The organism is Rhodococcus quanlei (genome assembly GCF_055231015.1).
Window position 1 is genome coordinate 60,069 of sequence record NZ_JBUYWD010000011.1, and the last position, 20,918, is coordinate 80,986.

Annotated in this window: 17 protein-coding genes; 1 reads left to right on the forward strand and 16 read right to left on the reverse strand. The window is 63.8% G+C overall.

Annotated features, from left to right (window positions below; genetic code table 11):
• Positions 1 to 5 precede the first annotated feature (5 nt).
• Positions 6 to 1,598, reverse strand: coding sequence for a carboxyl transferase domain-containing protein (locus ACZI8Q_RS09170; RefSeq protein ID WP_463373212.1), 1,593 nt, complete (start codon positions 1,596 to 1,598; stop codon positions 6 to 8).
• A 152-nt stretch (positions 1,599 to 1,750) separates the two neighbouring features.
• Here ACZI8Q_RS09170 and ACZI8Q_RS09175 point away from each other — a divergent pair, with 152 nt between their 5' ends.
• On the forward strand, positions 1,751 to 2,308 hold the full coding sequence (locus tag ACZI8Q_RS09175; protein WP_463373493.1) for an SACE_7040 family transcriptional regulator: 558 nt from the start codon (positions 1,751 to 1,753) through the stop codon (positions 2,306 to 2,308).
• A 67-nt stretch (positions 2,309 to 2,375) separates the two neighbouring features.
• Here the strand turns inward: ACZI8Q_RS09175 and ACZI8Q_RS09180 are convergent, their stop codons facing one another.
• The 15 genes from ACZI8Q_RS09180 to ACZI8Q_RS09250 all read right to left on the reverse strand — a co-directional run bounded on the left by ACZI8Q_RS09180 (position 2,376) and on the right by ACZI8Q_RS09250 (position 20,914).
• Positions 2,376 to 2,642, reverse strand: coding sequence for a GlsB/YeaQ/YmgE family stress response membrane protein (locus ACZI8Q_RS09180; RefSeq protein ID WP_463373213.1), 267 nt, complete (start codon positions 2,640 to 2,642; stop codon positions 2,376 to 2,378).
• Between the two features lie 145 nt (positions 2,643 to 2,787).
• A complete protein-coding gene (locus ACZI8Q_RS09185; protein ID WP_463373214.1) occupies positions 2,788 to 4,440 on the reverse strand; it encodes an AMP-binding protein in 1,653 nt (550 codons plus the stop codon).
• 167 nt (positions 4,441 to 4,607) lie between these two features.
• Positions 4,608 to 5,156 (reverse strand): hypothetical protein, encoded by a 549-nt coding sequence (locus tag ACZI8Q_RS09190; protein ID WP_463373215.1) that lies wholly within the window; start codon positions 5,154 to 5,156, stop codon positions 4,608 to 4,610.
• Positions 5,157 to 5,208: 52 nt separating this feature from the next.
• Positions 5,209 to 5,982 carry an ethanolamine ammonia-lyase subunit EutC gene (gene eutC / locus ACZI8Q_RS09195; RefSeq protein ID WP_463373216.1) on the reverse strand — a complete coding sequence of 258 codons (774 nt, stop codon included), beginning with the start codon at positions 5,980 to 5,982 and terminating at the stop codon, positions 5,209 to 5,211.
• Positions 5,983 to 7,392, reverse strand: coding sequence for an ethanolamine ammonia-lyase subunit EutB (locus tag ACZI8Q_RS09200; RefSeq protein ID WP_463373217.1), 1,410 nt, complete (start codon positions 7,390 to 7,392; stop codon positions 5,983 to 5,985).
• Positions 7,389 to 8,858 carry an ethanolamine permease gene (gene eat / locus ACZI8Q_RS09205; RefSeq protein WP_463373218.1) on the reverse strand — a complete coding sequence of 490 codons (1,470 nt, stop codon included), beginning with the start codon at positions 8,856 to 8,858 and terminating at the stop codon, positions 7,389 to 7,391. The genes ACZI8Q_RS09200 and eat overlap by 4 nt, the downstream gene beginning before the upstream one ends.
• 14 nt (positions 8,859 to 8,872) lie before the next feature.
• On the reverse strand, positions 8,873 to 9,409 hold the full coding sequence (locus tag ACZI8Q_RS09210; RefSeq protein ID WP_463373219.1) for a DUF779 domain-containing protein: 537 nt from the start codon (positions 9,407 to 9,409) through the stop codon (positions 8,873 to 8,875).
• Positions 9,409 to 10,932, reverse strand: a complete 1,524-nt coding sequence (gene adh / locus ACZI8Q_RS09215) for an aldehyde dehydrogenase (protein WP_463373220.1) — start codon at positions 10,930 to 10,932, stop codon at positions 9,409 to 9,411. Before adh ends, ACZI8Q_RS09210 begins: the two co-directional genes overlap by 1 nt.
• Positions 10,933 to 11,095: 163 nt before the next feature.
• Positions 11,096 to 12,424, reverse strand: coding sequence for a transcriptional regulator (locus ACZI8Q_RS09220; RefSeq protein WP_463373494.1), 1,329 nt, complete (start codon positions 12,422 to 12,424; stop codon positions 11,096 to 11,098).
• Positions 12,425 to 12,463: 39 nt separating this feature from the next.
• Positions 12,464 to 13,936, reverse strand: a complete 1,473-nt coding sequence (gene mftG, locus ACZI8Q_RS09225) for a mycofactocin dehydrogenase MftG (RefSeq protein WP_463373221.1) — start codon at positions 13,934 to 13,936, stop codon at positions 12,464 to 12,466.
• Positions 13,937 to 15,361 (reverse strand): mycofactocin biosynthesis glycosyltransferase MftF, encoded by a 1,425-nt coding sequence (gene mftF / locus ACZI8Q_RS09230; protein ID WP_463373222.1) that lies wholly within the window; start codon positions 15,359 to 15,361, stop codon positions 13,937 to 13,939.
• A gap of 106 nt (positions 15,362 to 15,467) precedes the next feature.
• On the reverse strand, positions 15,468 to 16,169 hold the full coding sequence (mftE, locus tag ACZI8Q_RS09235; RefSeq protein ID WP_463373223.1) for a mycofactocin biosynthesis peptidyl-dipeptidase MftE: 702 nt from the start codon (positions 16,167 to 16,169) through the stop codon (positions 15,468 to 15,470).
• Positions 16,162 to 18,132 (reverse strand): mycofactocin system FadH/OYE family oxidoreductase 2, encoded by a 1,971-nt coding sequence (locus ACZI8Q_RS09240; RefSeq protein ID WP_463373224.1) that lies wholly within the window; start codon positions 18,130 to 18,132, stop codon positions 16,162 to 16,164. Before ACZI8Q_RS09240 ends, mftE begins: the two co-directional genes overlap by 8 nt.
• Complete coding sequence (locus tag ACZI8Q_RS09245) at positions 18,129 to 18,941, reverse strand: mycofactocin-coupled SDR family oxidoreductase (RefSeq protein ID WP_463373225.1); 813 nt, start codon at positions 18,939 to 18,941, stop codon at positions 18,129 to 18,131. Before ACZI8Q_RS09245 ends, ACZI8Q_RS09240 begins: the two co-directional genes overlap by 4 nt.
• Positions 18,941 to 20,914, reverse strand: coding sequence for a mycofactocin system FadH/OYE family oxidoreductase 1 (locus ACZI8Q_RS09250; RefSeq protein ID WP_463373226.1), 1,974 nt, complete (start codon positions 20,912 to 20,914; stop codon positions 18,941 to 18,943). Before ACZI8Q_RS09250 ends, ACZI8Q_RS09245 begins: the two co-directional genes overlap by 1 nt.
• Positions 20,915 to 20,918: the final 4 nt, after the last annotated feature.

A 20,918-nucleotide genomic window follows, 5' to 3' on the forward strand; every position in this document is an offset into this window, starting at 1 on the left:
GTCCCTCACATCCGAAAAACGCCGTAGGAGACCGGCTCGATCGGCGCGTTCGCGCACGCCGAGAGCGCCAGTCCGAGAACTGTTCTGGTGTCTGCGGGGTCGATGATTCCGTCGTCCCACAGCCTGGCAGTCGAGTAGTAGGGATTGCCCTGGTCCTCGTATTGCTGCCGGATCGGAGCCTTGAACCTCTCCTCGTCCTCGGCCGACCATTCGCCGTCAGCGGCCTGATCGCCGCGCACGGTCGCCAGCACCGAAGCGGCCTGTTCCCCACCCATCACCGAGATGCGGGCGTTGGGCCACATCCACAGGAACCGGGGCGAATACGCGCGCCCGCACATCGAATAATTGCCCGCTCCGTAGGAGCCGCCGATCACGACGGTGAGTTTCGGTACCCGCGCACAGGCCACGGCCGTGACCATTTTCGCGCCGTGCTTGGCGATGCCACCTGCCTCATAGTCACGGCCGACCATGAAGCCGGCGATGTTCTGCAAGAACACCAACGGGATGCTGCGCTTGTCGCACAGTTCGATGAAATGCGCGCCCTTCATGGCAGATTCCGCGAAGAGCACGCCGTTGTTGGCGACGATTCCGACCGGATGACCGTGAACGTGCGCGAACCCGGTGACGAGGGTCTTGCCGTACTCCGCCTTGAACTCCTGGAACCGACTGGATCCATGGTCGGCACCGCCGACGTCGTCGACCACCCTCGCGATCACCTCGTGCACGTCGTACGGGGTGCGTGGGTCCGTGGGCACCACGTCGTACAGTTCGTCCTGCACAGCTGCAGGCTCCTCGACCGGCTTCACCTCCCACGGCCTCGGCATGCGGGGGCCGAAGGTGGCGACGATGTTCCGGACGATTCGCAACGCGTCCTGGTCGTCCTCCGCAAGGTGGTCGGTGACGCCCGAAACCTTGGAGTGCAGATCTCCACCACCGAGATCCTCTGCAGTGACGACCTCTCCCGTCGCAGCCTTCACCAGAGGCGGACCACCGAGAAAGATGGTGCCCTGGTTGCGGACGATGACGGCTTCGTCGCTCATGGCCGGCACGTAGGCACCCCCGGCAGTGCACGAACCCAGGACCGCGGCGATCTGCGGGATCGCCTTGGCACTCATGGTTGCCTGGTTGTAGAAGATGCGTCCGAAGTGCTCGCGGTCGGGGAACACCTCGTCCTGCCGCGGGAGAAATGCGCCGCCCGAGTCCACCAGATACAGACACGGCAGGTGATTCTGCAGTGCAATCTCCTGGGCGCGCAGGTGCTTCTTGACCGTCATCGGGTAGTAGGTGCCGCCCTTGACGGTGGCGTCGTTGGCGACGATGACGCATTCGCGCCCCGATACCCGGCCGATTCCCGCAATGACACCGGCGCCGGGGCATTCGTCGTCGTACATGCCGTTGGCTGCCAGGGGCGCGATTTCCAGGAACGGACTGCCCTGGTCCAGGAGAGCATCGACGCGCTCACGCGGAAGCAGTTTCCCCCGGCTCACGTGACGCTCCCGAGATTTCTCGCTGCCGCCGAGCGCCGCAACCCTCAACTTGGCGCGCAGTTGTGTCGCCAGCCGCGTGTGTTCGGCCCGGTTCGTCTCTCGGACTGTCATACCGCCACCCTTGCCACTTGGTTAATATGAACTAACTGAAATCAAGATAACCGTGATTAACTGAGTTGTCCAGATCACATGACTCATGAAAGGTGTTCGCCGTGACAGACGAGCTGACGGACGCTGCCGAGGCGCCCACCCGGCGCGACCGGATGAAGGCCGATCGGCGCAAGCAACTGCTGCGCGCTGCTGCAGAGTTGATCGCCGAGCGCGGTTTCGCCGGCGTGCGCCTCGAAGACCTCGGCTCCGCCGTCGGAATCAGCGGACCGGCCGTCTACCGCCACTTCCCCAACAAGGATGCGGTGCTCGTCGAACTCCTGGTGGGTATCAGCCGACGACTCCTCGCCGGCGGCGGTGCCGTGGTGTCGGAAGCGGCCGATGCCGAGCACGCCCTCGAGGGTCTGATCGAGTTCCATCTCGACTTCGCACTCGGAGAGCCCGACCTGATTCGCATCCAGGACCGCGATCTGCAGTCGCTTCCCGACGACGCAAGACGGCAGGTGCGCCACATGCAGCGCCGCTACGTCGAGATCTGGGTACGCATCCTGATGGAAGTGAACCCGGACCTGAACGAAACCGACGCGCGCACCAAGGCGCATGCGACATTCGGCCTCATCAACTCGACTCCGCACAGTGCACCGCCGTCCACCCAAACTCGAACGCGGCGAATTCTTCGCGAAATGAGCCGTGCCGCACTGATGCCCGGGTAGACGAAAAGAACCCCGCCACTCGGACGGGGTTCTTCTCGACTTCCAAAGCCTCGTAGAGTGACGAAAGTCAGGCCTTCTTCTTGCCGGTGATCGCCACGTAACCCAGGGTCAGAACGACTGCCGCCGCAATACTGATGATCCAGCGCCACCAGTCGATGCCGCCGGTGTCGGTACCACCGAGCAGGTCCCACAACCAGTAACCGATCAGAGCACCCGCGATACCCAGCACGATGGTGATGATCCATCCCATCGCCTGCTTACCGGGAATTACGAGCCGCGCCAGAACACCGATGACCGCACCGAAAATGATGAGTCCGATGATTTCGCCGATCATGGCCACTCCTCTCCACGCTATTCCTTCGGCCCTACGAACGGAGCGCCCGCTCTCGGTTCGAAGATAGCCCCACCGGACCCAATTCGGTGGACGGTTGTACGAATCGTTGCCGAACGTTTCACCGCGAACACACCGGTCGCTTACATCACGAGCCGGTTTCGGTCGCACTGCCGATCAAATTCAGCGACTTCTCCCGCATCTCCACTTTGCGTACTTTTCCGGTCACCGTCATCGGGAATTCGTCGACGACATGTACGTACCGAGGAATCTTGTAGTGCGCGAGTTGTCCCGTGCAGAAGTCACGAACCGCATCGGAATTCAGCGGCGTGGCGCCTTCCTTCATCTGTATCCATGCCATCAATTCTTCACCGTATTTGGTGTCGGGAACACCGATCACTTGGGCGTCGAGTACGTCCGGGTGGGTGTAGAGGAATTCTTCGATCTCCCGGGGATATACGTTCTCGCCACCGCGGATGATCATGTCCTTGATCCGTCCGGTGATCGCGACGTAGCCCTCGTCGTCCATCACCCCGATGTCCCCGGTGTGCATCCACCGGGCCCCATCGATCGCCTCGGCCGTCTTGTCCCGGTTTTCCCAGTACCCCAACATGACCGAGTACCCGCGAGTACACAACTCGCCTGGTGCCCCGCGCGGCACCGTCAAGCCCGTGACCGGATCGACGACCTTGACCTCGAGGTGAGGTCCGGCCCGCCCGACCGTTGAGACGCGCTGCTCGATGGTGTCGTCGGACCGGGTCTGCAGCGAGACCGGCGACGTTTCGGTCATGCCGTAACAAATCGACACCTCGGACATACCCATCCGGTCGATCACCTGCCTCATCACCCCGACCGGACACGGCGAACCGGCCATGATTCCGGTCCGCAGGCTGGACAGGTCGAAACTGCCGAAATCAGGGTGCGCAAGTTCGGCGATGAACATCGTCGGCACTCCGTACAGCGAGGTACAACTCTCGACTTGTACCGCTTCGAGTGTGGCACGTGGGTCGAATGACGCGCCCGGAATCACCATGGCTGCACCATGACTGGTGGCCGCGAGATTACCCATCACCATTCCGAAGCAGTGATAGAAAGGCACCGGGATACAGATGCGATCGCGCTCGGTGTAGTGGCACAGTTCCCCGACGAAATAGCCGTTGTTGAGGATGTTGTGGTGACTCAACGTGGCACCCTTGGGGAAACCCGTGGTGCCAGACGTGTACTGAATGTTGATCGGATCGTCCATCGACAACGCCTGCTGGGCACGTCGTACCAGGTTCGGATCGGTCGACAACATCGCCGACCCGTTCGCGAACAACGCCTCCCATTCATCGGATTCGAGGAGGACGACCGAACGGAGTTCAGGACAATCCGGCTTCACCGATCGGATCATCTGCGTGTAATCGGAGGTCTTGAACTTCGGCGCCGAAACCAGATACCCGATACCGGCCTGTCCGAGAACATACTTCAATTCGTGTTCGCGATACGCGGGGTTGATGTTGACGAGAATCGCACCAAGCTTCGCGGTTGCGTATTGAACAAAGGTCCACTCCGGGCAGTTGGGTGCCCAGATGCCGACTCGATCACCCTTCGCGACACCCATTCCGATCAGACCGGCCGCCAACGCATCCACTTGCTGCGCGAATTCATCGTACGTCCAGCGGCGTCCACTCGGTTGGTCGACGAGGGCGTCACGACTGCCGTGCGCGGCCACCGTGCGGTCGAGATTTTCCCCGATGGTGTCGCCCAGCATCGCGGTATCCCAGACGCCGAATGCGTAGCTGGGTGGGGGTGCGCTCATGATGGAAGTCCTCTCCTCGCTGGGTCGAGGAGAACGATAGTGATGCACGTCACGATGTCGCCACCCCCGGATGGGGGGACCAACCACCGCTCACTGCACCCGACCGATGTCACACCGGTTCGCGTGAGTAGAACCGGTGTGACATCGGTCGGCGCGAGGGGCGGGAATCAGGCAGGCGTGCGTCCGGCTGCGCCCATCAGTTCGAGGCGAAGTTCCGTCCACACCGTGCCGTACGAGTCGATCACCGGCTCGGCGATCCACTTGGTGTCACCGGCATCCACCTTGGCGAGTGCGTCGGCGAACAGATCCTGATAGCGCGACAGACGCGGCACGAAGGCAGAAAGGTCGTCGAACACATCGGCTGCCTTGCCATCGAGCACCTTCAGTCCAGCGACGTCGGCTTCTGCCACCACCTCCAAGAACTGCTCGTGCAACGGCTCGAAACGCTCGTACACCTCAGCTATGGAGTCCTCGTCGATGGAGACGCGCTCGGCGTCGAGTTGATCCTCGAGCTCCTTCAACCCCACGGCCGTGAGCGTGATCTTTCCGTCGGCGACCTCCTCGGCCTTGCCCTGCGTCACGAGCGCGTCGTACGCGGCCTGACCGGACGACGCACTCACCCCGAGGTGTTCTGCGAGCACGACCGAACCGACCTGCTCTTTCAGACGCACCGCCTGCAACAACGCGAGCTCGTCCACATTGCCTGCAAAGGCCATTGTTCTTCTCCTAGTGATACCCGACGGAACCTGTCACAGCCATCGAACACCATCAGAGCTCGGGAATGTGGGCCCGGTCCGAGAGTTCATCGTCACGGAATGTGTCCTTGAGAGCCACACCGGACCTGCCCAGACGTCGTGCGCCACCGACCAGATTCGCAGAAACCCGGGCGGCACGGCGATAGCCCAAGCCTTCCGGCGGATGAATGTTGGAGATGCAGTTGCGATCCGAATCCGCACGACCGGGACGCGGCAGGTGAGTCAGATAGATCCCGAGGCTGTCTGCAACCGACAGTCCCGGCCGCTCCCCTATCAGCACAAGGAGCGTGCGAACTCCCATCGCCTCTGCGATGTGGTCCCCCAACGCCACACGGGCCTGGGTGGCAATAACCGGCGGCGCGAGCGTGTAGTGATCGGACAGCTCGTCCACGAGCGCGGTCAGCAATGGCGCACCGTGCTCGGCCAACGCTCTCGGTGACAACCCGTCGGCCAGAACGAATCCCACATCCGCACCGCTCGCCGGCACGGACGTGAGATTCCCGGGCAACCGTCCCAAGTCCGGTCGACGCAAGTACTCGCTACGATCCGCTGCCCGGCTCGACACGGTGACCACCGGGGCACCGAGACCCACCGCCTCCACCCGACCGGTGAGCGCACTCACGTCCAGGGGCTGGTGCACCGCGTCCCGCGCAGCAGCGTGAGCAGCAGTGAATTCCAGAACCCGCGGGGTCGGGAGTGAATCACCGGACCTGCCCAGGCCGATACGTGACTGCGTGCTTCGTCGCAGTTCGTTCCAGAACGCCTCTTCGGGAAGATGGTCCGTCACTCAGGTCACCGTCAGCTCTCGTAGCGGTGATGCGGCTGCATCCACCGGGACGATCCGGCCGTTCGAACTCACCATGCCGAGGCCGCGCAGCCAGTCCTCGAATTCGGGGGCTGGCCGCAGCCCCAGCACCTGCCGGGCATAGAGCGCATCGTGAAAGGACAGGCTCTGATAGCCGAGCATCACATCGTCCGCACCCGGAACCGTGATGACGAATGCCGCGCCGGCAACACCGAGAAGCGTGAGCAGCGTGTCCATGTCGTCCTGATCCGCTTCGGCGTGATTGGTGTAGCAGACATCGACACCCATCGGCAGACCGAGAAGCTTTCCGCAGAAATGGTCTTCGAGGCCGGCTCGGATGATCTGCTTTCCGTCGAACAGATACTCCGGCCCGATGAAGCCCACGACCGTGTTGACGAGGAGCGGCTCGAGAGTGCGCGCGAGGCCGTATGCCCTGGCCTCGAGGGTCTGCTGATCTACGGGGCGACCCCCCGTTCCGAGGTGGGCGTTGGCGCTGAGAGCCGAACCCTGCCCGGTCTCGAGGTACATGATGTTGTCGCCGACCGTCCCGCGATTCAGGGAGCGCCCGGCCTCGTTGGCTTCGCGTAGCAGCGAGATGTTCACCCCGAAACCGGAATTGGCGCCTTCGGTTCCTGCAATCGATTGGAACACCAGATCCACAGGTGCACCCGATTCGATGAGTTCGAGAGTGGTGGTGACGTGCGACAGTACGCAGGACTGCGTGGGAATGTCGTACCGCCGACGGACCTCGTCGAGAAGATGCAACAAGTCGGCGGTGGCCTGCGGCGAATCGGTCGCAGGGTTGATACCGATCACCGCGTCACCGCATCCGAGTAGCAGTCCATCCAATGTGGCTGCCGCGATCCCGCGTGGATCGTCGGTCGGGTGATTCGGCTGGAGGCGAGTTGCGAGGCGCCCGGGCAGTCCTACTGTGGTGCGGAACGCGGATGTCACGGTGATCGCCCGGGACACCGCGATCAGATCCTGGTTGCGCATGATCTTGCTGACGGCTGCGACCATCTCGGGTGTCAGCCCCGACGAGACCGCCCGCAGCCGTGAAGCGGGTTCCGGCCCCGCAGCCACCTCCAAGAGCCAATCGCGTAACCCACCGACCGTCAGATGTGACACCGATGCGAAAGCGGACCGGTCGTGCGAATCGATGATGAGGCGGGTGACCTCGTCGTCCTCGTAGGGCACGACCAGATCGCTGAGGAAAGTGGTGAGATTTACGTCTGCGAGCGCCCACTGAGCGGCCGCGCGTTCGGCATCCGAATGCGCAGCGCACCCGGCGAGTTCGTCACCGCTGCGAGCGGGCGTCGCCTTCGCAAGCAACTCGACCAGACCATCGAAGGTGTACGTCGATCCGGCGAGCTGCTGGTGGAACATCGTCATTCGAGGTCTTCCTCCGCCTTCGCCAGTACAGCAAATTCCTCGTCCGGCGAGTTGGCAACGAGGTGGTGACGGCTGTACAGCCCGAAGTAGGCCATGAATGCCCCGAATGCGACCGCTGTCCAGAACGCCGCCAGCGGGTCGACGAGGAACGTGGCAACGACTGCTACCGCCGCTACAACGAGTGCGAACGACGTCGTCGCGATACCGCCGGGTGTCCGGTACGGGCGCGGCATGTCGGGTTCACGCTTGCGCAGCACGATGTGGCTCACCATCATCAACACGTAACTGACTGCCGCACCGAACACGGCCATGTTGAGCAACATCGCTCCCTCGCCGGTCAGAGACAGGGCGAAACCGATGACGCCGGGAACGATCAATGCCAGCGTCGGTGCCTTCCGGGAGTTGGTGACCGACAGATTCGTGGGCAGATAGCCCGCTCGCGACAACGCGAAGGTCTGGCGCGAGTAGGCGTACATGATGGAGAAGAAGCTGGCCACCAGACCCGCGAGACCGATGTAGTTGACGACCTTGGCGGTCGTGGTCTCACCGAGTGCCTCGACGAGAGGGTTACCCGAGGCGGACAACGCGTCCGCGCCCAGCGCACCGGTAGCGAGAAACAACACAGACGCGCCCGTCACGACAAGGACGAGCATGCTGATGATGATGCCCTTCGGGACGTTCTTCTCCGGCTCGCGCGCCTCTTCCGCGGCGAGTGGCACCCCCTCGACAGCGAGGAAGAACCAGATGGCGAAAGGGACTGCTGCCCAGATGCCGAGCAATCCATACGGAAGGAACGACGAGGCACCGACTGCATCGGTGGGCGTGATGTCGGTCAGGTTGCCCATATCGAACAATCCGATGGCAGACACTGCAAATATCACGAGTCCGACGAGCGCGATCGCAGTGATCACGAACATCGCCTTGAGAGCCTCACCGGCGCCGGTGAGGTGTATCCCGATGAAGATGGCGTACACCGCCAAATACACCCACCACCCGTCCGATATTCCGAACAGGTTCAACGACTCGACATAACTTCCGATGAACGTGGCGATCGCGGCCGGCGCGATCGCGTACTCGATGAGAATTGCGGTTCCCGTCGCGAACCCTCCCCACGGACCGAGCGCGCGACGCGCGAAGGTGTAGCCGCCACCCGCGGCGGGGAGAGCGGACGACATCTCGGCCATGCCGAGCACCATTGCCAGATACATGCCGGCAATGACCACAGCGGCGATCAGAAGGCCGCCGAAACCACCCTCTGCCAGGCCGTTGTTCCAGCCGGCGTAATCACCCGAGATGACGTAGCTGACACCGAGTCCAGCCAGGAGCACCCACCCGGCGGAACCCTTTCTGAGTGTGCGCTTCTGCAGGTAGTCGGCGTCTTCGGCGTGGAACTCCACGCTGTGCTTTTCGACGCCGTGCTCGGGAGACTTGCCGGCCTTCGAACGCGCAGATTCTTCGACAGTCATGGACAACCTCTTCGTCATTCGGTGCTCGGGATCGGACACGCCTCGACCGCTTCCGTCACGATCTGCGCAGCTGCGGGGGGATCCGGTCGCTCACCGCTCTCCCAGCCCAGCCCGGTCACGAGGCGTTGCAGGGCCAGAGCCTCGTTCTCCTCGGCGGTGAAAGCGCGAGCGCGGCTGAGGAAGCGCATGCCCTCGGGGCTCTCGAGACTGAATCCGGAACCTCTGCCGGGAACGACGTCGAGCACGAGGCAGGTGTGCTTCCAGGCCTCGAACTGCGATCCCGATATCCATACGGTCACCGCGTCGTCGCCGGTGGGCAGATCCGGTGCCGTCTCGCCGGGGTCGAGCCTGAGGTCGATTACCCCGAGAAGTACGTCTCGATCCCCGACTATGAACTCCCGGTCGGGGTAACACATGGGTGCCGAGCCGTCACAGCAGCCGCCGGACTGGTGCATCATCAGTGCGCCGTGGACACCGCGGAGGCGTCGGAGAAGGTCCGCCGCCCCCACGGTTGCCATCAGGCGCAGTGGTAGTGCTGCGCCGCTGTTCATCAGAAGAAGCCCTGGGCCTTCGGCGCGTAGCTCACGAGCAGGTTCTTCGTCTGCTGATAGTGGTCCAGCATCATCAGGTGGTTCTCGCGTCCGATGCCGGACTGCTTGTAGCCACCGAATGCCGAGTGCGCCGGGTACTGGTGGTACGTGTTGGTCCAGACGCGGCCCGCCTGAATGTCACGTCCGGCGCGGTAGGCGACGCCACCATCGCGCGACCACACACCGGCACCGAGCCCGTACAGCGTGTCGTTGGCGATCTCGATGGCCTGCTCGTAGTCCTTGAACGAGGTGACCGAGACGACCGGGCCGAAGATCTCCTCTTGGAAGATCCGCATATTGTTCCGACCGGTGAAGATCGTCGGCTGCACGTAGTAGCCGCCGGAGAGGTCACCGCCGAGCTCCGCGCGCTCGCCACCGGTGACGATCTTGGCGCCCTCGCTCTTGCCGATCTCGATGTAGGAGAGAATCTTTTCGAGCTGATCATTGCTGGCCTGAGCACCGATCATGGTGTCCGTGTCGAGTGGGTCGCCTTGGCGAACGGCTTTGGTGCGGATTGCAGCAAGCGCGAGGAACTCGTCGAAGATGTCCTCCTGGATGAGTGATCGGGAGGGGCAGGTGCACACCTCGCCCTGATTGAGAGCGAACATCGTGAAGCCTTCGAGCGCCTTGTCCTGAAAATCGTCGTTCGCCGAAAGTACGTCGGAGAAAAAGACATTGGGACTCTTGCCGCCGAGCTCGAGGGTCACCGGGATGAGGTTCTGCGAGGCGTACTGCATGATCAGCCGGCCGGTGGTCGTTTCGCCGGTGAATGCGATCTTCTTGATGCGCGGGTTGGATGCGAGCGGCTTGCCCGCCTCGACACCGAAGCCGTTGACAATGTTCACGACGCCGGGGGGCAGCAGGTCGCCGATGATCGAAATCAGGTGGAGGATCGATGCTGGCGTCTGCTCGGCCGGCTTGAGAACCACGGCGTTACCGGCGGCCAATGCGGGTGCCAGCTTCCAGACCGCCATGAGAATCGGAAAGTTCCACGGGATGATCTGTCCGACGACGCCGAGCGGTTCGTGGAAGTGGTAGGCCACCGTGTCCGAATTGATTTCCGACAGCGAACCCTCCTGGGCGCGAATGGCACCCGCGAAGTAGCGGAAGTGATCGACGGCGAGGGGAATGTCGGCGTTGAGCGTCTCGCGAATCGGCTTGCCGTTGTCCCAGGACTCGGCGAGCGCGATCGACTCGAGGTTCTCCTCGATCCGGTCGGCGATCTTGTTCAGGATGACGGCACGCTCGGCGACGGAGGTCTTGCCCCATCCCGGCGCCGCTGCGTGCGCGGCGTCCAATGCCAACTCGATGTCCTCCGACGTCGACCGAGCAACCTCGCAGAAGTTCTGACCGGTGACCGGCGTCGGATTCTCGAAGTACTGCCCCTTGACCGGCGCCACCCACTCGCCGCCGATCCAGTTGTCGTAACGGGACTGGAACGACATCTTCGCGTCCGCCGAACCGGGACGTGCAAACACAGTCATCGATAGCTCCCTCGCATCTGGTTCTCCCCGCAGGTTCTCCTCACCAGGGGGTGTGATCCACAACACTAGACGTCGCCACGTTGCATGTACGTTGCATCGCTCCCCGACGACTGTCGCACCGGTTCGCGTGAGCTGAACAGGTGTGACATTCGCCGGGGTGGGGTCAGCGTCGCCGGTGGTCGAACAGCTCGATTCGAGCCTGCACCTGAGAGTGCAACGGAGAACGGGGATCGAGCCCGGCCAGATACGCCTCCCACGCTGCCGGATCCGACCGGCCGTGCACCGACGTAGTCCACTTCGCGAGAAGTTGCCGACTTCCTCGACGAAGCACACCCGCCTGCACCCGGGCGCGCAATTCCTCGCGCAACTCTTCGACTCCGGGTGCAATCGATTCGGGGAGCACCGGGCCTGCGAAAATACGCATCGCCCGTGCAACATCCCCTTGCTCGAGGGCGGAACGCACGTCACGAACATCCGTATCCAAATCCGTGACGATCCGGTACGGACGCGAAGCGATGTTGTCCGCGCCGAACACCTTGCGCAGACGCGACACCTCTGCGCGAATCGTCACCGAATCGAGTTCGCCCTCGTCGAGAAGCACGGCCAGGTGCTCGGACGTAAGGCCCTCCGGATACTCGGACAGCAACAGCAGTATCTCGGCGTGGCGGCGCGACACCGTCTGACGGACTCCGTCCACCACGAGCACAGGACGCGCACCACCCAACACCTCGAGCCTCACCGCCCCCACCGGCTCCCGGGCTGGAAACGAGAGGGAATGCAGACGTAGTTCCGACTCGGCCGCCGCAACCGTAGCGCGCACCAGCGACAGCACTTCTGGTACCGCCACCCTGGGGCCGCCCGTGATGTCGATCGTCCCGACGATCAGACCCGTGGCGGGATCGTGAACCGGCGCTGCCGCGCAGCTCCACTCGTGAACAGAACGGCTGAAATGTTCCGCACCGAAGAGCTGCACACAGTGGTCGAGTTCGAGCGCGGTGCCCGGTGCGTTCGTGCCGACCGCGGCTTCACTCCAGTCGGCACCCTCGACGAAGTTCATCGCTGCGGCCCGGTCCATCGCCGACGTGTCGCCATCCACTCGCAGTAAACGACCCCGATCGTCTGACGTCGCGATCAGCAAACCCGACTCTTCGGCATCATCGACGAGCAACGTGCGGACGACTGGTTCGATGATCGACATCGGGTGCGACGATCGATAGTCGGCCAAGTCTGCCCCGAGATCACCGGAGCGGGCCGCACAGTCCGGACTCACCCCCTGCCGCCGGCTACGCAGCCACGAATCGAACACGACCGACCGCACCTGTCCGGGATCATCCGGCGACAAGCCCGCATCGTCGACCGGTGACCGATCGACGAAGGACCGATGCGCGAAGGAGAGGCGCTGACGCAGAACGTCGACGTCCTCGCCGGGACGAACAGCAACCCATGGGTTGCCTTCACGGCCACGCGCCTGAGACCCGTGCGCATCGTTCATCGAATAGACCTCCACCACTGTTCACCACTGTAACCGCGGTCACATACGAATGAACTCCGCGACGCGCTCGCCGATCATCAGCGTGGTCGCGTGGGGTCCACGACCGGGCACTCGAGGCATCACCGAGGAATCGGCGATGTACAGGCCCTCGACGCCTCTGACGCGGCACCGTTCGTCCGTGACCGCATCACAGTCGGCGTTGTCACCCATACGGCAGGTACTCGACAAGTGCTGGGACGTGGCGAGGTGGCCGAACAACCACTCGTCAGCGCTCTCCACGTCGACCGTCTCGACGATCCGGCGCATACTGGCCGACTCGAGAAGATGCCGCGCCTCGGAGATCCCCTGCCGTACCTTTCGTCGGTCCACCCCCGACGAAAGGTAGCGGTACTCGACCCGGGGCGCGACGCGTGGATCTGCTGACAGCATACGGATGCTCCCTCGCGATTCCGACTTCATCAGCCCCACACCGACATACATGTCGAGAGCATCGGAACCAGGCACCAACTGATTGAAACCAGCTGTGTACGGCCGAATTTCGACATCATCATGATTCAGAACAACCTCGAGAACCGGGCAATCACCCCCACGCCGGAGTTGTTCGACCGCACGAACAGGGATCAACACTTCCGGATGGTCGGTAGCGGAACGGCCGACACCCGCAAGGTCGGAAACAACGGTGATACCTTGCTGCGCAAGCTCTTCTGCATCTCCGATTCCTGAACGCATCAGCAGCGTCGGAGTTTCTATCGCGCCTGCTGCGGCCACGACACACTCGGTGCGCACGGTGACATGCGACCCGTCATGGATCAACTCGACGCCCGAAACCCTTCCGCCGGATAAGGCCACACGTGCTGCAGTTGCGTTGCACAGCACTTCTAGATTCGAACGAGACAATGCTGGAACAAGATACGCGATTGCCGAGTTCATCCGTGTTGTACCGGAGACGTTCAGTGGCACGGGACCGATCCCGGACGGTTCGACGCCGTTCTTGTCGGCCTCCACCCGGTGACCAATCTCTGTCGCGGCGGCAACGAACGCAGAACTGATATCAGCGAGCGCAGAAGACGTACGGCGGCGTACCGGTACGGGTCCGGTGGTGCCGTGCGCCGGTCCGTCGAAATCATGGTCGTGTTCGGTTCGCACGAAATACGGGAGGACGTCGGCATACGACCACGACGTCGGCCACGAAGCGAAGTCGTCCGCCCGCGCCCGTACGAAGTACGCCCCGTTCACCGCACCGGAGCCACCCAGCACGCGGCCGCGGATCGTCTCCGTCGGCAATTCGGACATCAAGTTCGCGGGGTATCGGGTGGCCCATGGACTCCTCGGCCCGACCGGCATGGTCCGGTAGTCCCGCACCGGGCAGTCGTCCACCGATGAATACCCGGGACCGGACTCGACCAGCAGGACGGATCGCGCCGCGTCTTCACTGAGCCGAGAGGCGACTACACATCCGCCGGATCCACCACCGATGACGACGACGTCGGCCACCAGGTCGGGTGTGCCCACTTATGACTTCGATCGAGGCTTCAGCGAGTCCGAATTCAGTCGCGGCTTCAGTGCTTCGAGATCGCGTGCCTCGATGGCACCTTGCCACAGGCCGGTTCCGTATGCCAGGTCATCGATCCGCTTGAACGCGGTGTGCCGCACCGGGCCGAGCCCACCATCTTGTCGGTGAGTGACCCAGTCCGCGATCCCTTCGGCAACGGCCAGCGTAAGTGCCGCGCGCCGGATGCGGCTGGAGAAAACAACGGCAAGGAGTGTGATCGGCCAGTAGTGGCGGCACAGCGCCGACGCCAACTGCCAGAGTCCCGCAACGAACCCTTTCGCTGTGAGTACCGCAGCGATGCGCGTCGGCTGATCGAGACCGGTGAACAGCCGGCGCAAGCGCAGCAGCATCGTCACCAGGGTGGCCAGCGCACCCAGCAACCCGAACCGGGTACCGGAGGCTGCAGCCAGACAGGCGAACAGCGTCCACGGAGACATCGAGACGGGCGGAACCATCCCGTTGTGCCGCGACGCCAATGGCGCAGCACCGGTTCCGTAGAACTTCTTCCGGCCGAACCAGTCGGCGAATGTCACACGGTGGTCGTGGGCCACGTGTGCCACCGGTTCGTAGCGCAGCCGCCAACCACTTTCCTGTAGCCGCCAGCACAGGTCGACGTCCTCCGCCACGTGCATGGCCTCGTCGAAACCACCGAACTCCTGCAACACCTCGCAGCGAGCGATGATGGCGGCACTCGGCACATAGGACACGGGGCCGCCCGATTGAACGGCCGATTCCTTTCGCCCCAGGTCGAGCGAGGAGCGAGCGTGCTCGTATCGCGCCAGTGTGGACGATTCCGGCTCGAGGGCAACGATGCGGGGTGCCACGAGCGCAACAGACGGATCACTGAAGTGTCCGAGCATGACCTCGATCCACCCGGTTCGTGGCACCACATCCGAATCCAGAAACGCGACCAAAGGCTTTGCCGCAGCACGCAGTCCGGTATTTCGTGCCGCGGCCGGACCCCGCGAGGTTTCGTGTCGCAGGACGGTGAGGTTGCACTGCCCGCTCGGCAACGCGGACGCCGCGACCGGGACATCCGATCCGTCGTCCACAACGATCACGTCCAACCCACGCAGAGCACCGAGGAGACGCGTGAGCCCCGACGTGTTGTCCCGGACAGGAATGACGACCGTGACGTCACTCGGCGACGGGGTGCTCATCGGGCGTGGGTTCGCGACGCCCGAATCGAGGAGTCGGCGTGCCACCACAGCCGACTGAGGGTCGACCACTTCGAGGTAGCCGTCGCCGATCATCGCCGCGGCATTGGGAGCCAGCTTCAGCATGCGAGTCGGCGATCCGCCGATCAGAACGCGGCCCCCTGAGTATGCGCGCACCTTGGGATCGATACGTATCCCGAATCCATCGGGAAGTCGAGCTTGACGCATCAGTCGATCGTAAGCGGATCGGCGGGAGATAACAGCACATGCCCGAAAATCGGGTCACATTCGATCCGACTCCCAGGACAAATCGACGGCAGTATGCCCGTACTGGTCATCTGAGCCTCCCATCTGCGTCCGGCTTCCACCGGGCGAGAGCATCTCCAGCACGCCTGACCGCACCCTCGAGGAGCACAAGCCCCTCCTCGGCCGAGGCGCCGGCCGGATCCCCGAGGACCCCGTTGGCCGACACGGCGAGAGTACCGCCTTCTCGCAAACTTGGCATCAGCTCGGCGATCGGTGCGACGTTCCCCGGTTCCGCCCGCTCCGGACGCATTCTGCCTGGTGAAAGGTGGAGTAGCAGCGACGTTTCCGTTCTGCCTGCGTGCGCGTCCGCCCCGGGAAACACGCAGGGCAGCCAGGCAACATCCCGGTCTTCGTAGCGAAGCAAGGACACCGACTTGACCAAAGCGGGTCCGTTGCCGCCGTGCCCGTTGACGAAGACGATACGGCGCGCCCACCGACACGCCGAGCGGCCGTACTCGACCAACACCCGTTCGAGCGCGTCGTGCCCAATGGAGATCGTTCCCGCGAAGCCCTCGTGCTCGCCGCTGGCGCCGTATGCAATCGGCGGAGCCGCCACCACAGCACTCCCACCGCCCTCCACCAACCCTTGTGCCACAGCGGTCGCGATGGACGTATCCGTGTCGAGTGGCAGATGCGGCCCGTGTTGCTCCAGCGATCCGACGGGCACGACGATCGTCGGGTTGTCGATGTCGGGCCACGTAGCGCCCGCCAGATCACGGTGGTCAGGCATGGGCCACCGCCTTCGGGAACGTCGCCAGGCCTTCACGGATCGCGGCGTCGAGTCGTCGCGGTGCCACCGCGTCGCCGATGCGGACAACATCGACATCACTGCTGGACAATGTCTTCCACAGGTGATCCTCGGGTTCGGGATGCAGTGCAGTCACGACATGGTCGTAGACCTTCGTCTCCGAGATGGTGGTCGGATGGTGCATCAACGTCACCTCGACCGCGTTCCCGCGCTGCGTAGCAGCGGACACGATGACGTCGGTCCTGGTCCTGATGTTCTTGCGATGTGCGCGTGTCCGCCAGTCCTCCATGTCGAGGGTGATGCCGAGGTCCTGAGCGACGACCATGGCACTCGTGCAAATCGTGACCGCGCACCCGAGGTCGGCCAGGTACTCCGCCGTCCCGGGCCCTTGATGGAATCCCAGTTCGTCCACCACCAGAACTCGCCCGCTCGGCATCACCTGCTGTTCGAGCACGTGACGCACATCGACCACTCTTCGCAGGCCCTCGGACCACGCAGGTGGACTGGGTTTCGCCCCAGTTGCGATCACCACGACATCCGGGCACAACTCCGCAACCATTCTGGCGGATACCCCTGTTCCCTTGTGGATTTCGACGCCGAGATGCTCGCAATCGGTGACTGCCTCGGTGATCGTTGCCATCAACTTCCCTCTCGTGGGCTGCCTCGCCGCAGCGATCACCTGGCCGCCGAGCACATCGCTGCGCTCGTAGAGGGTGACCCGGTTCCCGGATTCTGCAGCAGCCATCGCCGCGTGCAGACCTGCAGGCCCACCACCGACCACCATCACCGACCGACCCTGCCGGCGAGGGGCAGGTAGATCGACAGGACCGGCGACCCCACCCACTCGTGGATCGACCACACACCCCAACGGAAGGCCGAAACCCACCCGCCCGGAGCACTCTTGGTTACAGGCCAGACACGTTCGAATTCGACGTGAGCCCCCATCGTGGCTCTTCGCCGCGAACTCGGGGTCCGCGATCTGCCCGCGCACCACTCCCACCAGGTCGCATCGCCGTTCGGCCAGCGCCCGCTCGGCAGCGGCCGGATGGTCGAATCTGCCGACGCCGACAACCGGAACATCGACCGCAGCGCGGATCGACCCGGATACCGGCAGTGCATACCCAGGTTCGGTCGCCATCGACGGTTCCACCTTGTGCAAGGTCTCGGTGGCCACGCCGACCGACGTGTTGATGTAGTCCACGTTGCCGGTCGCAGCGACCAATCGGGCCACAGCCACTGCCTCTTCGCACTCGATTCCCCCGGGTACGAAGTCCTCTCCCGAGAGTCGCACGCCCAAAGCATGTTCCGGGCCCAACGCGTACCGCACTGCGCCGATGGTCTCGATCAGAAACCGTGCTCGATCGACCAGGCTTCCCCCGTACTCGTCCACTCGCCGGTTGGTGGCCGGTGCCAGGAATGCCCGCATGATCGACGCCTGTGATGCCTGGATTTCGACTCCGTCGAAGCCTCCTGCCCGGCAATGTGCCGCCGTACGCGCGTACCCGTCGATCAGTTCTCGAATCTCCGCTCCGTCGATCGCTTTGGGGACTTCGCGGAACATCGGGTCGGGCACGGCACTCGGTGCCCATACCGGTGCCCGGCTGTACATACCGGAAGCCTGGTTACCGTTGTGGTTCAGCTGCGCAAGGATCTTCGCACCCTCGGCATGCACAGCGTCGGTGAGCTCCCGGTACGCCGGCACCACCGAGGGTTCGTAGCCGTGAATCATCTTCTCGTAGGGGTGGTCCGACCGATGAACCGTGTGCTCTTCCGTGACGATCATCCCGACACCGCCGGCTGCCCTCGCACGGTAGTAGTCGATGTGCCGATCGGTGGGCCGGCCGGCTTCCGCATAGTTCGTCAGGTGTGCACAGAAGATCACGCGGTTACGCAGGAGCAGAGGCCCCACACGCAACCGCGTGAACAAGCGCGGATACTCGGTCACACCTTGGTGTTGCCCATATCGAGTGCCACCTGGCTTCCTGTGACGGTGCGTGACCCGTCGCCCGCCAACCACATCACCGCTTCGGTGATGTCGTCTGTTTCGGCGAGAGGTGCTTCAGTGAGAATCGTGGCGAGGCTCGCCGCGTAGTGCGGATGCTGCTCGAGCATCTTCAGACTCCCCGGATCGGTACCCATAGGTGTTTTCACCCCGTACGGATGAATGGAGTTGACCCGAATCTTGTACTCACCCAACTCCTTGGCTGCGACTTGGGTCAGCCCGACGAGCCCGAACTTCGATGCCGCGTAGTTTGCCTGCCCGGGGAGCGCCTTGATACCGGCGACCGAACTCACCACGATGATGGAACCACCGTTCCCGGCATCGATCATTGCGGGTGTCACGGCCTTGAGGGTCTTCCACGTGCCCGTGAGGTTGACGTCGATGAGCGTCTCCCACTGCTCGTCCGGCATCTCCCAGAAGCGGTTCCAGTTGCAGATACCAGCGTTGGCGACCACGATGTCGAGTCTGCCGAATTGCGCCACTCCCTCGTCGACGACCGCCTTCACCTGCGCACCGTCTCGTACGTCCGCCTGACGGGCAATGATCTTTCCACCCTCGGTTTCGACCAGGCGAACCGTCTCGTCGAGATCGGCGGGGGTCGCCGCGTCGTACGTGTTGTATTCCGACACCGGAGCGCACACGTCGAGCGCGATGATCGACGCTCCCTCGCGTGCAAAGCGGATCGCGTGGTTACGTCCCTGGCCTCGTGCCGCTCCCGTGACGAAGGCGACCTTGCCGTCGAGCTGTCCCATCAGTTCTCCTGACTCGTAAGGGTTGATCTTCTGTAATGAAGTCGGTGTGACATGGAGGCGACCCGGGCTGCCTGACGACCCTCCCGAATCGCCTCCAGCGCGGTGCGCGGTGCAACGCAATCGCCCACGTAGACAAGATTCGGTCGGTCAGCTGCGCGATCGGGTAGCCGTTGTGAGCAGTCGACGAGGAGTTCGCATGGCACGATCCGCTGCTCCCCCGTGAATCTGTCGACAATATGGAGTTCCTGCCCGCGCAGTTCGGTGACGCGGACGCCCAGATGCCGGACGATACCCTTGCGTTGCGCTCGAACGTTCGCGCCGACGAGGTCACCCGTTCGGCCCAGGTCGCGACCGACGACGGAATCGGGGGTGACGATGGACACCTTCCGATCTCGAGCGTGGAGCCACTCGGCGATCGCGATACCGACGGGTCCACCGACCGGATCGAACACCACGATCGGTCCCCGACCGACCGACGCCGTGCCAGTTGCGAAATCGTCCAGCAGTTCCGCCGCGCCGATGCACGAACCGGTCACCGGAAAGTCGGGCGGTCGCAGGCGACTGCCCGAAGCCACGATCACGGTGACTCCGTCTCGCACCAGGTCGTCGACATCGCCGGACGTGATGTCCGTGGCAGTCCGCATCTGCACTCCGGTTCGGCGGCACTCGGATTCCAAGTGATCGGTGATCCCGCGCAGGGACGGTGTTGCGGTCGCGGCTGTTCGGAGTGTTCCGCCGAAGTGTGCTTTGCGTTCTGCGATCGTCACGGCATAGCCGCCCAGCGCCAGCATTCGGGCCGCCTCGAGTCCGGCAGGTCCCCCTCCGACGACGAACGCGCGACCGATCGTAACCTCGGGATCGAAGCCCTCGTCCTCTGCGGTCTCCTCCTCGTGGCCGGCGTCTGGGTGAACGGCACACGAGACGAGCGGGTTTCGCGGATCACGCACGAGGCATGCCTGGTTGCACAGCACGCAGGGGCGGTGGACGCGGTCACGACGTACGGTCTCCACGAGATCAGGATCGGCGATCTGCGCACGTGTCATCTCCACGATGTCCGCCACACCACGCTCGAGCGCCTGTTGCGCGGCCTCCGGATCGGTCATGCTCCCCTGCAATGCCACACTGGCGCTGCCACCCACTGCCTCCCGAACAGCCGCGCACAGGTTCGTGTTGAATCCGCCGGGCTGGTGGAAGTCCGGTCGGTATGCGCTCGCGGACAAGGTGCCGCCACGCACCACGACCAGAAGGTCGAGCCACTCGGCAAGTTCGCGTGCCTGCCTGACCGCGATCTCGGGCGTGATCCCGGCCCACGGAGCGAGTTCATCGCAGCTCAGGCGCAACGCCAGCACGCAATCACTGCCCAGCGCACTGCGTACCGTCGACAACACGTCCTTGGTGAGGCGAAGCCGGTCACCACCGTATTCATCCGTCCGCAGGTTGGTCAGACCCGAATGGAACTGCCGCAACAGCGACCGCGGACCCGCATCGATCTCCACCCCATCGAGTCCGGCTCGCACCGCCGCTGCGGCACTCGAGGCGAAGCCGGCGACGACCTCGTCGATCTCACGCTGCTCCATCACCATCGGCATCTCCCGAGTCTCCACATCTGCGACCCGGGACGGAGCCCGGAGCGCAGTTCGGGTGTGCGCGCTCGAACCTTGAAGACCGTGATGAGTGAGACCTGCCAGGACGACGCTGCCATGTGGGCGGCATGCTTTCGCTATCAGGCGCCATCCGGGCGCACACTCGTGCGCGAGCGGTGCACGTTCGTAGGGATGGTCCGAGGCATGCACCGAGGCGTTCTCTACCACGATGATCCCGGCGCCGCCCTGAGCTCTGCGCCGGTAGTACGCGACGTGGCGTTCCGACAGCGCCCTGCCCGAACCCAGGTTCGTTTCGTGTGGCCCGAACAGCACCCGGGATCCGGCGGTGCGCCCAGCCAGGGCTATCTGTTCGGTGAGTCGGGGGCTCATCTCC